At 48.5% G+C, this 13,269-nt stretch carries 10 protein-coding genes; 5 read left to right on the top strand and 5 right to left on the bottom strand.

The window, feature by feature from the left end; all coding sequences use genetic code 11:
• Nucleotides 1–302 precede the first annotated feature (302 nt).
• The 5 genes from DXD25_RS14050 to DXD25_RS14030 all read right to left on the bottom strand — a co-directional run bounded on the left by DXD25_RS14050 (nt 303) and on the right by DXD25_RS14030 (nt 4,730).
• Nucleotides 303–776: an RNase H family protein gene (locus DXD25_RS14050; protein WP_117664048.1), complete on the bottom strand. Its 474-nt coding sequence runs from the start codon at nt 774–776 to the stop codon at nt 303–305.
• A gap of 234 nt (nt 777–1,010) precedes the next feature.
• Nucleotides 1,011–2,831, bottom strand: a complete 1,821-nt coding sequence (argS, locus tag DXD25_RS14045) for an arginine--tRNA ligase (RefSeq protein WP_117664047.1) — start codon at nt 2,829–2,831, stop codon at nt 1,011–1,013.
• Between the two features lie 148 nt (nt 2,832–2,979).
• A complete protein-coding gene (locus DXD25_RS14040; protein ID WP_117664046.1) occupies nt 2,980–3,171 on the bottom strand; it encodes a hypothetical protein in 192 nt (63 codons plus the stop codon).
• 151 nt (nt 3,172–3,322) lie between these two features.
• Entirely contained in the window at nt 3,323–4,198 is an 876-nt protein-coding gene (locus tag DXD25_RS14035) for a PAS domain-containing sensor histidine kinase (protein ID WP_117664045.1), read from the bottom strand.
• A gap of 13 nt (nt 4,199–4,211) precedes the next feature.
• The gene (locus DXD25_RS14030; RefSeq protein WP_117664044.1) at nt 4,212–4,730 is read right to left on the bottom strand and encodes a DNA-binding response regulator; all 519 of its coding nucleotides are present in this window, start codon (nt 4,728–4,730) and stop codon (nt 4,212–4,214) included.
• 238 nt (nt 4,731–4,968) lie between these two features.
• Here DXD25_RS14030 and DXD25_RS14025 point away from each other — a divergent pair, with 238 nt between their 5' ends.
• The 5 genes from DXD25_RS14025 (at nt 4,969) to DXD25_RS14005 (ending at nt 13,256) form a co-directional block, all read left to right on the top strand.
• Nucleotides 4,969–7,311 carry an ABC transporter permease gene (locus DXD25_RS14025; RefSeq protein WP_117664043.1) on the top strand — a complete coding sequence of 781 codons (2,343 nt, stop codon included), beginning with the start codon at nt 4,969–4,971 and terminating at the stop codon, nt 7,309–7,311.
• 69 nt (nt 7,312–7,380) lie between these two features.
• Nucleotides 7,381–8,061: an ABC transporter ATP-binding protein gene (locus tag DXD25_RS14020; protein ID WP_117664042.1), complete on the top strand. Its 681-nt coding sequence runs from the start codon at nt 7,381–7,383 to the stop codon at nt 8,059–8,061.
• A gap of 148 nt (nt 8,062–8,209) precedes the next feature.
• Nucleotides 8,210–9,553, top strand: a complete 1,344-nt coding sequence (locus tag DXD25_RS14015; RefSeq protein ID WP_117664050.1) for a TolC family protein — start codon at nt 8,210–8,212, stop codon at nt 9,551–9,553.
• A gap of 3 nt (nt 9,554–9,556) precedes the next feature.
• Entirely contained in the window at nt 9,557–10,810 is a 1,254-nt protein-coding gene (locus DXD25_RS14010; protein WP_117664041.1) for an efflux RND transporter periplasmic adaptor subunit, read from the top strand.
• Nucleotides 10,811–10,859: 49 nt separating this feature from the next.
• A complete protein-coding gene (locus DXD25_RS14005) occupies nt 10,860–13,256 on the top strand; it encodes an ABC transporter permease (RefSeq protein WP_117664040.1) in 2,397 nt (798 codons plus the stop codon).
• Nucleotides 13,257–13,269: the final 13 nt, after the last annotated feature.

Below are 13,269 nucleotides of genomic sequence, written 5' to 3'. Positions count from 1 at the left end.
TTTCACCTCTTTATTTTTCCAAGTGCAAATATAATAGTAAGGGCAAAAGCTTTCAAAGAACCATGCAGTAAACAAAGCTTTTGCCCTTACAGGGCGTCTTATTGATTGCTATTATACCCAGGGCGATGCCCTGGGCTAAGAGCTTTTGGGCTTTCAGCCCGTTTCAACCGTACTGTTAGAAATAAACAGCCCCAGTCTTTTTGGGGGCTTCATTGATGACCGGTGCCTGCTTGCGCCTTGTAAGTATAGTAGCTGTTGCTTGTAAGTACTATCGCAGTTACATCGGTTTTACGTAAAAAGTCTTATCCTTTTCTTCCGAAATCGGCAGGAATCTCGCCCCATTTCTTCGTTTCCCATTTAAAGATAGGTACGGTGATGGGGTGGGTGCGGAGCCAATTTTCGGCACGGGCGATAATCTGATAGAGTTGTTCGGTTTGAGGAGTACGCTCCAGTTTGGTCTTGCATTGCTTCTTGTTTACCCAGAGTTGGGCATTCACGCTGTCGCTGTAGATTACCTTGTCGGTAATGCCTTTCTGGGCCATCAGAGCGAGGGCGTGGACGATGGCGAGGAACTCGCCGATGTTGTTGGTGCCGTGGATAGGACCATAGTGGAAAACCTGTGCACCAGTCTGAAGATCAATGCATTGGTATTCCATTGGACCGGGATTTCCGGAGCAGGCTGCATCCACAGCCCAGGCGTTCGCCTTCACCTCATTGGGCAAAGGCAAGACTGTATCGTTTCTCCATGAAGGAGGATTTACGGGCATGTTACTCATTTGCGTTTCTTTTATTTGATAGATGATTTGTATTTTACAGAGCCGCATACGAGAGTTCTGTATTGGTATTACTGACCTATATAAAAAAGAAATGAGCAAGCCCCAAAGTCTGGCTCTGGGGATGCTCATTATTTGTCAATAGTCAATATTCATTTTTTAAATTGTAGGTTAATTATATCTTGAGAAGTTTTTCAGGAGTGCGATACTCCTGATAACTTCTAATTACCTAAAATTTTACATTCTTTCAGGAACTTCGATGCCGAGCAGAGCCATGCCATTCTTCAGAATCTTGGCAACATTGGCTGCGAGAACCAGACGGGTAATCTTCTCTGCCTCGCTCTCAGCATTCAGAATGCTGTAGTCGTGGTAGAACTGGTTGAACTCCTTGGTCAACTCGTAGCAGTAGTTGGCAATGCCACCAGGGTTGTAGTTGTTGCCGGCATCGGCTACAGCTGCAGCGAAGTCGTTCATCTTCTGGATGAGGTCAATCTCCTTCTCGTTGATAGGAGCATCAGCGCCCAACTCTGCAGGAATCTCGATGCCCTCGGCTGCTGCCTTACGCATGATGCTGCGGATACGAGCGTAGGTGTACTGGATGAAAGGACCTGTGTTGCCGTTGAAGTCGATACTCTCCTCTGGGTTGAAGAGCATGTTCTTGCGGGCATCTACCTTGAGGATGAAGTACTTTAACGCTCCGAGACCCACGATACGTGAAATCTCCTGGCGCTCTTCCTCGCTCATGTCCTTGAACTTGCCAAGCTCATCGCTTGTCTGTCGGGCATCCTTGATCATCTCTGCCATCAGGTCATCTGCATCTACTACGGTTCCCTCGCGGCTCTTCATCTTACCGTTAGGCAGCTCTACCATTCCGTAAGAGAAGTGAACCAAGTCCTTACCCCACTTGAAGCCGAGGCGGTCGAGCAGGATAGAGAGCACCTGGAAGTGGTAGTTCTGCTCGTTACCTACTACGTAGATCATCTTGTCGATAGGGAAGTCCTTGAAACGGAGGTCGGCAGTACCGATGTCCTGAGTCATGTAAACAGAAGTGCCGTCAGAACGGAGCAGGAGCTTCTGGTCGAGGCCCTCGTTGGTGAGGTCTGCCCATACAGAGTTATCGTCCTTGCGGAAGAAGAGACCCTTCTCCAATCCTTCCTCTACCTTCTTCTTACCCTCGAGGTAAGTATTTGACTCATAATATATCTTGTCGAAACTTACACCCATCATCTTGTAAGTCTCGTCGAAGCCAGCGTAAACCCAGCTGTTCATCTTCTGCCAGAGAGCGCGAACCTCAGGGTCGTTGTTTTCCCACTTCACGAGCATCTCGTGAGCCTCCTTGATCAATGGAGCCTCTGCCTTAGCTTTCTCTGTGGCAGCTTCTTCGTCCATACCCTCCTTCTCATACTGAGCCTTAAGCTCTGCGATTTCCTCACGATAGTGCTTGTCGAAGGCTACATAGTAGTCGCCGATGAGGTGGTCGCCCTTCTTGCCGGAAGTCTCAGGAGTTTCGCCATTGCCCCACTTGAGCCAAGCGAGCATAGACTTACAGATGTGGATACCACGGTCGTTAACGATGTTTGTCTTGATTACCTTGTTGCCGTTGGCTTCCATAATCTGAGCCAATGACCAACCGAGCAGGTTGTTGCGCACGTGACCGAGGTGAAGAGGCTTGTTGGTGTTAGGAGAAGAGTACTCGATCATGACGAGCGGGCTATTCTCAGTAACAGGCTTCTCGCCGAACTTAGGGTCAGCGTTGATGGTGTTCAGGAGTCCTACCCAAGCGGCAGGAGCGATAGAAAGGTTGAGGAAACCCTTAACCACGTTGAAGTCTGCGATAACGTTAGCGCAGTTCTCCTTCAGGTAGTCACCAATCTCGAGTGCAGTTCTCTCTGGAGTCTTCTTCGACATTTTGAGGAATGGGAATACGACGAGGGTAAGGTTACCTTCGAAATTACTCTTGGTCTTCTGCAGGGCTACCATCTTTTCAGGTACGTCCTGACCATAAAGCTCCTTCACCGCCGCGATGACAGAGCTGATGATTTCGTTTTCTATCTTCATTATCTTTATATCTTTTTTTACCGGTAAAAAATCTTTTTCTTTATTCAAATGCCTGGTAAGTGAGGGGGCTTGCAAGTACCCCTTTTACTTAAGCGCCTGCAAAATTACAAATAATAATTGGAATGAGCAAAGAAAAACGATGTTTTCTTTATCCTTCAAGGATAATATCGGCCACGTCCTGTGGAGAGTTCCATAAGATGCCGTCCTGCAATTCGTCGTCGGTAAAACCATTGAGAGCCTCCTGTGCTTCCTTCGGTGTAATTGCTGGAGTACCATCCTCATTCTTTGCTTCGAGCAATGCCTGCAAGACCTCTGCTCTGTATTCTTCAATTGTCATCATGTATTTAATGTCGTTACGTTGTTTATTTTATGGTGACAAAGGTAATGTTTTTTTTCGAAAGCACCAAGCTTTTCTGTCATTTTCTTTTCTTGACAACTTAAAATTATGATAATTTTAATGTAGATGAAACCGGGAAACTGCGAAATTGATGTCAATCTTTTTGTTTTTCCAGGTAGAATGTTACATGGTAGCCGGAGATGGAAGTATCGGCAAGTCCCAGTTCGATGTTCTGCATCATCAGCATCTGGCGGGAGAGGGATAGGCCGATACCTGTGCCGGATGATTTGGTGGTGAAGAATGGGATGAAGATTTCCCGTGCCACATCGGCAGGGATGGGGGCACCATTGTTGCTGAACAGCAGGACGGGACGCTCGTTTTGGCTCATGCGGACGTCGATGTCGGTGGCGTGGGCTTCGATGGCATTCTTGGTAAGATTGATGAATACCTGGCGCAGCATGTTGCGGTCGGCCTCCAGCGTGACATTCTGGGGGAGGAAAATGTGCCAATTGAGGTCGGGATAGAGCGCCCGGATGCTTTCCAGGAAAGAGGCAAGCGTGAGGGGTTCTACGACGGGAGCCTGAAGCTGAGTGAGCTTGCGGTAACTATCTACAAAGTTGGTGAGCGACTTGCTGGTGTCGTGAATCGCCTGAATGCCTTCCTCGTATTCGCTTCCCTTGATCTGCGGGTTGCTGAGATAAGCCTGGCAGATGCTGGAGATGGGAGCCGTAGCGTTCATGATTTCGTGGGTGAGTACACGGGTCAGCTTTTGCCATGATTCCACTTCGTGTCTGGCTACGAGGCGTGCAATATCGCCCTGCATGTCGTTGAGTGCCTGCTGCAAGGCTCTTTCGCCTGGCAGCAAGCCCGAAGTGGGGAGGCGGAAGGCGTAATCGCCATTTCTTACAGCCTCACGCATCAGGAAGGCACGCGCCTTCAGCCTTCGCTGATGGCGAAAAAACAGATAGATGAGGCCGCCCAGGATGAGGCAGATTCCACCTATTAAATATATAATCTTGATAATAACCATAAAAATAGTATGTTTATCTCTTCAGTTTTGCGTAGAGGGTTTGTCGGGTAATTCCGAGCATTTCGGCTGCACGCGAGATATTGCCGTGGCATTTATCCACGACCTTCCGGATGTAATCGTTCTCGAAATTTTCCAAGGTTGCCACTTCCGTATTGTTGTCGATGGCATCCTTGAGCACCCTTATCAGTTCGTCATTATCCCAGGGCTTGGTGACGAAATCGGCGGCTCCGCTTTTCAATCCCTTGATGGCAAGCTGCACGTCGGCAAAGGCGGTGATGAGTACCACGGGGATGTGGGCGTGGAGCCGGCGGAAGGTGCGGAGCCAGAGCAAGCCGTCCTGACCGCTGTTTACGCCGAGCGAGAAGTTCATGTCGAGTAGGATGAGATCTACCTGCTCCTGTTGCAGCAACGTGGGGGCGGTATCGGGGCGAGACAGGGTGAGAATCCGTTCGAACGTATTGCCCAGACAGATCTTCAGCGCCGTGAGTATCGACGGATTATCGTCGATGACAAGAAGGGTTCCATATTTCATATTTTCTTTTTTTGTTTGCAAAAGTACGCTTTTTTCCCGAAACGACAAATAAAAACGGGATTGTTGTGTGATAATCATACAATAGAGTGTATGAATTTCATACAATCCGCCTTTCGGGCTGCCGGAATCCTTGGCAGAAAACGGGAGAAGCCGTAACTTTGCAGCAGCTAACGAAAACAGGGAACTGGTATTCTTCTTTTATCGTTTGATTTTAGTGAAACAAAAAATAAATGAGTATATGATGAAAAGTTATGTGAAATTCTTATCACGCAACAAGCTTTATGCCACCATAGAGGCCTTGGGTCTCTCGGTGGCACTGGCTTTTGTGCTGATTCTCGTTTCCTACGCTACTGCAGAGTATCGTGTGGGAACGAATCAGAAACTGGCGAAGGAGCTCTATGTTGCAGGTTCCGGCGATTATCTCGGAATGACCTGGGGCATAGCCAAGGAGTTCTTTCCTTCCATCCCGGAAATCAAGGGATGGACAAGATTTGGTGAATATTATGCTCCGCAGGGAGCCATGATAGATGGACAGTATTATGAGGCAAAATATCTGGCTATCGACCCGAACTTTTCCCAGTTTATGGGTTACAAATGCCGTGGTTGTGCGCCAGATCATCTCCTTTCGGATGCTCATCAGGCAATGGTTTCGGAATCTTTTGCCAAGAAAGCCTTCGGCAACACCAATCCTATCGGCCGTACCATCCAATGCGGTAAGCTGCAACTCAAGGTGGTGGGAATCATGGAGGATTTCGACCGTGAGGACCTTCTTAACCCATACGATATTTTCGTGTCGATGAAACTGATAGAAGCTGAGGCTCAGCCGATGAATCAGTTTGGCTCCTGCACTACGGTGGCGCGACTGGCAAAGGAAGCCGACCCCGAAAAGGTGAGACAGACCTTGCTCGGCAAATACATAAACTACTGGAAGGAGTGGAAAAAGGAATCAGGTGGAGCCGACTTCATGTGGGGCTGCCAGTTTGTGAGATGGGACCAGATTCATTTTGCGGATGATGATGTCGAGATTTTCAAGCATGGAAATCGTTCTCTCGTGAATATCCTCCTGGTCGTGGCGCTGGTTCTGCTGCTTTCTGCCTTGTTCAACTACATCAATCTTACGGTGGCTCAGATTGGCAACCGTGCGAAGGAGATGGCTACCCGAAGACTGCTGGGCGAATCGGTAGGGGGCGTGATGCTTCGCTATCTCAAGGAGTCGGCGCTCTTCACGGCAGTCTGCTTCCTGCTGGGCTTGTTGATTTCCTGGGCATTCATCCCGCTGTTCAATTCGATGTTGGATACGAAAATCGACCTGTTCCATTCCTTCGACCTTCTGTGGTTCCTGCCGTTGGCTTACGTCATCATCTCCATCTTTGCGGGAATCCTTCCTGCCATCGTGGTTTCCCGTTTCAATCCGATAGATGTGGTGAAGGGAACCATCCGCATGCGCAGCAAGATGTGGTTCAGCAAGATATTTATCGTAGCCCAGAACGTCATCAGTATCACGCTGGTAGTCATGGCGATAACGATGATGCTCCAGATGAAGCATCTTGCCGATTTGCCGTTGGGTTATCAGACGAAGGATATTGTTTCCATCATTTCTTCCTTGGATGGTTCGCCGGAGAAGATGTCTATTCTCAAAAACCGTCTGAAAGCGCTTCCTGAGGTGGAAGAGGCAACTTACGGCAACGCCAATCCTATCAGAAGCTGGGGAAATGGCGTGCATGATGACAATGAAAAACTGATAGGAATGCTCCGTATGTTCATGGTAGATTCCACGGCGATGAAGATGCTGGGAGTCAGGGTGATTGAGCAGTATTGCGAGCCAGCCTATGGAAAGATTTGGGTAACGGAAGATGCGAAGCGTGCCTATGGCGTTTCTGTCCACAAGCCTTGGTTCGGAATGAGAATGAAGGATGGAAAGCATGAATACGAGGTGTGTGGCGTGATTGCCGATTACCATAGTGGAGATGCGCTGAGCGAGAATGAAAAAACGGAGCATAATGCCATTGGAGTCATTACCCCGCAGCAGCGTGGATGGACAGTTCTGGTGAAAACCCGTAGCGATCATGCCCAGGCGCTGCAGGCTATCCGGAGTACCTGCAAGCAGGTGGCTAAGGAACTGATGGGAGTTCCTGCGGAAATGCAGGTGGAGTATATGGATGATACTTTGAAGAATAATCTCAAGGACAAGCACAATATGATGGTGCTCATCATCACATTCATGAGCATCTCTATCCTGATTTCTGCCCTGGGTCTCTTCGGAATGTCGGTTTATTACGGCAACCAGCAGAAGCATCAGATTGCCCTGCGCAAGGTGATGGGCGCTTCGATTGGGGATGCGGCTTGGCAGCTGGCTAAGAGATTCCTCGTCAGTTCGCTGGTGGCTGTGGTCATCGCCATCCCTATCTGCGTGAAGCTGATGCAGACTTATCTCATGGATTTCGTCCATCGCATCTCCTTCCCTTGGTGGGTGTTGCTGGCTGGCGCCGTCTTTACCTTATTGATAGCCTTTGTTTCGGTTATCGGCTGCACCCTGCGTACGGCGATGTCGAATCCGATAGACTGCATCAAGGCTGAATAATGAGTCATAAACTTTAAAAAGAATTTCTAACGAGATAAAGATTTCTAACGATAAAAAAGATTTCTAACGATGATACGAACAGAAAATTTAACTAGAATATTCCGCACGGAAGAGGTGGAAACCATCGCCCTGAACGGCGTAAACATAGAGGTAGAAGATGGCGAGTTTATCGCCATCATGGGTCCTTCGGGATGCGGTAAGTCAACCTTGCTGAACATCCTGGGCTTGCTGGATAGTCCTACGGAGGGCAAGTATTGGTTGAATAACGAGGAAGTGGGTCATCTGAAGGAGCGTGAGCGTACCACCTATCGCAAGGGACGCATCGGCTTCGTGTTCCAGAACTTCAATCTTATCGACGAACTTACCGTTGAGGAAAATGTGGATTTACAGCTGAAATACCTCGGAGTGGGAAAGGCGGAGCGCAAGGAGCGTGTGCTCGAAATTCTGAGAAAGGTGAAGCTGAGCCATCGTGCCAAGCATTATCCTCATCAGCTTTCGGGCGGTCAGCAGCAGAGGGTTGCCATCGCCCGTGCCGTGGTGGGCAAGCCTAGCATCATCCTTGCCGATGAGCCAACGGGTAACCTTGATTCCAAGAATGGTATGGAGGTAATGCAGTTGCTCAGCGAACTGAACGAGGAGGGAACCACCATCGTGATGGTTACGCACTCCAAGCACGATGCTACCTACGCCAGTCGCATTATCAATCTGTTTGATGGACAAGTGGTGGATGCGATGAATGATCAGCTTTAAGCTGCGGTTTTCTGTCCAACAATTAGACGGTGGTGTCTAATTGTTGGACAGTTTGTTTAATGAGGATTTTTATTTAATGGCTTGATTATCAGGAGAAATGCTGTTTTGGCACGGCTCTTGTCCTTATCATGCCAAAATGAAGAAGATTATGAAAAGAATAGGAATATTGATAGGATGGTTGGTCTGGGCGGCTGGTGCCTCGGCACAGAGCTGGAGCCTTGACGACTGTATGAAATACGCCGTGGAGCACGCCACGGAGGTGAAGCGAGAGGTGGTAAATGCCCGCCAGCGCAAGCAGGATTACCAGCATGCTGTGGCAGGATTCCTGCCTACCGTTACGGGTGGCGTGCAGGGACAGTACGCCTGGGGACGAAACATCGACCCGGAAACCAATACTTATAATAATGTAACGACATTCAACAACTACTATCAGCTTTATGCCGAACTGAATGTCTTCGATGGTTTCGCCACCATCAACGCCTTGAAGCAGGCCAAGTTGAGCCGGGATTATTCTGCCACGGCGATGCAGAAGATTCAGGACGACCGTGCCATCGACGTGATGCAGAAATATGTGGATGCTGCCTATGCTGAGGCAAGCATTCGGATAGCAAGCGAGAAACTGAACGAAAGCAAGCGGATGCTGGCTAAGATGAAGCGACTGTATGAACTGGGCGAAAAAGGGCGCCCGGATGTGGTACAGATGGAATCGCAGGTGGCGGAAGATGAATACAATCTTACGCATCAGGAGAATGTGGCAAAGCAGAGTCTGCTCGCCTTGAAATCAGCGATGAATTTTCCGGTGGATGAAGAACTGAAAATTCTGATTAAAGAGGAGCAGAATTTGAAGTTAACGTCTGATAATAAAGAGGTTCCTGGGTTTGGAGTAAACTACGAAACCATTTACCAGGGCTTCCTGCATATTTCTCCCGATTTGAAGTCGGCAGAATACGAAGTGGAGCGGGCAAGGTATGATTACAAGATAGCAAAAGGCAGATTGCTGCCATCACTCTCTCTCGGTGGCGGCATTTCTACTAACTATTATAAGAATCTCTCTCAGAAAGGGCAATACGATGGTTTTGCCTCGCAGTTTCACAACAACCAGGGCGAATACCTCGCGTTGACCCTTTCCATACCTATTTATAATAGCGACCGCTGGCACAGCGTGAAGAAGGCACGCAACGACTGGCAACTGGCACAGGTGAACCTGGAGGAAACCCGTCGCAAGCTTCACGACCAGATAGCCCAGGCGGTAATGGATGCAGAGGGTTACGCCAAGGAGTTGCATCAGATGCAGAAGAAGGTGGCCTCCGATTCGCTCGCCTATCACATGTCGAGCCGGAAGTTTGAGGAAGGAATGCTTTCCACCTTCGACCTTCATACCGCAGCCCAGACGCTTCTGGAAAGCAGAATCAAGGAACTCCAGATGCAGATGCTGCTCATCATCAAACAAAGGTTAGTTGCTTATTATCAGGGAGAAAATTTAATAAGATAAATTATGGATATAAAGATAGAAAAGAAAAAATATCTCGTGCCTCGCAAGTACTGGGCATGGATTGGCGGAGGAGCGGTTTTGATCGCAGTCCTCATTTGGTTGGGATTGAGCAATTTCTCTTCCACCCTGAAGGTGGACAGGAAGGGATTGAGCATCGGAACCGTGGAGAAGGCGCAGTTCAACGATTATGTTTCGGTGGATGGACAGGTGGTTCCTATCTCCGTGGTACAGATCAGTTCCGAAGAAGGTGGTATTGTTCTGGAGAAAGTGGTGGATGAAGGTGCCCACGTGAACAAGGGCGATGTAATCGTGAAACTGAGCAATTCAAATCTCGACCTGGAGATTTTGAATGCCGAAAGCGAACTTGCCGAAAAGCAGGACATGCTTCGCAACACCCAGATTTCGATGGAGCAGGACCGCCTGAACAATAGCAACGAGGAACTGTCGCTTTCGCAGGATGTCATTACCAAGCGCCGCTCCTATCAGCATCAGGAGGCGTTGCACAAGGAAGAACTCAATTCGCGCGAGGAGTATCTGAAGGCTAAGGAAGATTATGACCTTGCCGTCAAGAAGCATGCACTCATCAGCAAGCGATTGAAGAAGGATGCACAGCTCCGCCGTTCGCAGATGGATCAGATGGGTGATAATCTGGAAGCCATGCAGAAGAATGTGCAGCTGGTTCGCCAGCGCAAGGAGAAGCTGAATATCCGCAGCACCATATCGGGTGAAATCGGCTTGCTCGATGTGGAACTGGGACAGAGCATTTCTGCCGGACAGAAGATAGGAGTCATCAACGACCTCAGCGATTTCAAGGTGCAGGCGCAGGTGGATGAGCATTACATCGACCGGGTAAAACCGGGACTTACTGCCACCTTCGACCAGAACGGCAAGCATTATCTCCTGCAGGTTCGCAAGGTTTATCCCGAGGTAAGAGATGGCAGGTTCCGCATCGACTTCGTCTTCAAAGGTGTTCGCCCTGGCAATATTCGAACTGGTCAGACTTATTATGTAGATTTGCAGCTCGGTCAGTCTAAGCAGGCAATAATTATCCCTAAAGGCACGTTTTATAGTGTAACGGGTGGTCAATGGATTTTTGTTTTAGACAAGAGTGGCAAGAAGGCTTATCGCCGAAAGATAACCATCGGTCGCCAGAATCCTCTGTATTATGAGGTGATTGAGGGCTTGGAGCCAGGCGAGCAGGTTATCGTTAGCGGCTATGAGGCTTATAAGGATAATGAAGTTTTAGTTTTTAATTAGTAGTGATTAGTGATAAATTGGGCTAACGCCCTTGAAACAGAATATTGATATGAATCATATTATTAACGCATTCAAGAATCTGCCCCGAAGAGGCCAGCACAATTTCGTGAAGATCTTGTGTCTGGCGCTCGGACTGGCAATCAGTTCGGTAATTATTGCCGAGATTTATTTCGAGCAGACTTACGATACGTATTTCCCTGGATGGGAGAGGACGTATCAGATATTTGAAGTGAGCAGCAATCAGGGTAAGACCATGACGTTCAACCAGACTTCAGGAGCCATCGCCCAAGGTGTGAAGCAATACGCACCGATGGTGGAAATGGCCACTAGTACCCACTGGTTCTATAACGACGCCCAATGCAAGTTGGACGACCAGCACGTTGTGTCTGCCAATATCTTGATGGCAGACAGTTGTTTCTTCGATGTCTTTCCGCAGAAGATGTTGGTAGGCAAGGCTCGCCAGATATTATCACAGCCCTTGTCTTGCATCATCGACTCGAAGACGGCAGCCACTATAGGCGGCAATGTGGTGGGCAAGCATTTCACGCTTCCCGATTATCCTGGTACTACTTTTACCATTAATGGCGTTTTCGAGGCTTTTCCTTGGGGGGCGTCCTTGCATGGCACGCAGATGATTCTGTCTATGTCCAGTGTTCCATACGTATATTCTTACGATGGCAGAAACAATTGGATAGGAAATGATAGCTATATTTCCTACATTCGGTTGGCAAGGGGACATCGTGTCGACGAACTCAAGCCTTACGTCGACAAGATGCGCCAAGACCATTTCCCATTGAAGGAACTGAAGAAGATGGGAACAGACCTTACCTTTGATTTCACGGTGTTGAGCGATGTCTATACCCATGACCCATATATCAAGATGATGAGCTGGATATTGAGCATCGTGGCCTTCGTGCTGCTCTTCACGTCGGTAATGAACTATCTGCTTATCATAGTGGGCAATCTGGTAAGCCGCTCGCGTGAGATGGCAGTTCGCAAGTGCTATGGAGCCGAACCCAAGAATATTCATGCCATCATCTTCTCTGAGGCATTGGTGCATGTAGGCTTGGCGGTGATTTTGGCTGCCATACTCGTATTCCTTTGCAAGGGAACTATCGAGAATTTCCTTTCTGCTCCGGTTAGTGCGCTGATTCTGAACAGGGGCAGTTGGATATTGGTGATGATCTGCCTGCTGGTGTTGCTGGTAGGCGGTCTGGTTCCGGGCTGGCTATACAACAAGATTCCGGTGGCAAGTGCCTTCCGTGGTTATAACGAGAATCGCAACCGCTGGAAACTGACGTTGCTGGGCATACAGTTTGCTATCTCTGGACTGCTGTTCAGTCTGCTCTACATCATCAACAGTCAGTATCAGCTGATGCTTGGCACCAATCCTGGTTACGATTATGATAATGTTGCCATCGTCTCGGTAGATGGCATCAATCGCGACCAGCGCAACCAGTGTCTTGCCGAAATCAAGCGAATGCCGAATGTCAAGGAGTGCTGTTCCACTTATCATATTCCGCTCTATGGATACGGCAGAAGCGGAAACATGGTACAAAAGCCTGGTGATGATACTAATACCTTCAACATCATAGATATGGAAGGTGTGGACGACAATTTCTTCAAGATGATGAACATCCCGATAGTACAGGGCTCGTTCTTTACGGAGTGCAATGACAGTTGCCGTCAGGTGATTATTGACGAACGGGGTGCTGAAAAACTCATCAATATCTGGCATTGGAAGGATGGCGTTGTAGGCAAGCAGATTACTTGTTCGGGACATGATGACGGTGTAAATCCACTCAAGCTGACGGTTTGTGGCGTGTGCAAGAATATCCGCTGGGGTGACATGTCGGCCGATGGCGACGATATGAAGGAGTTTCCTGTACTGTATTTCTATGCAGCCAAGACGGCTTATTACATGCTTGTAAAGTATAAGGATATGCAGGACGAATCGTTGGCGGAGTTGCAGCAGAAGGTGCAGTCGATGTATCCTAACAATAAGGTCATCGTGAAGAGTTATGCCTCTGAATTGGCTAACCAGTATGCCTCACAGCTCAATTTCCGCAATGGCATCCTTGTAGCAGGCATCGTGACGATGATTATCGCCCTCTTCGGATTGGTGGGTTATACGAGCGATGAGGTGAACCGCCGCCGCAAGGAGATTGCGATAAGGAAGGTGAACGGAGCGAAGGTGAAGGATATTCTTCGCATCTTCCTGAAGGACATTATGAAGATTGCCTTGCCTTGCATCATCGTGGGCGACTTGGGGGCTTGGCTGATAGCCCGACAATGGCTGATGTCGTTTAGCGAGAAGATTACGATGACGCCTTTGCTGTTTATCGGCGTTACCATCATCTTGCTCGTCATCATCGGGCTTTCCGTCGTCATCAACTGCTACAAGGTGGCGAATAGTAATCCGGTGAAATATCTCAAGGATGAATAAAATTAAAAGTAAA

This window comes from Prevotella sp. TF12-30 (assembly GCF_003436715.1).
GTDB lineage: Bacteria > Bacteroidota > Bacteroidia > Bacteroidales > Bacteroidaceae > Prevotella > Prevotella copri_A.
The sequence above is the reverse complement of the archived record's forward strand: the minus strand, read 5'-3'. Positions and strand labels throughout refer to the sequence as shown.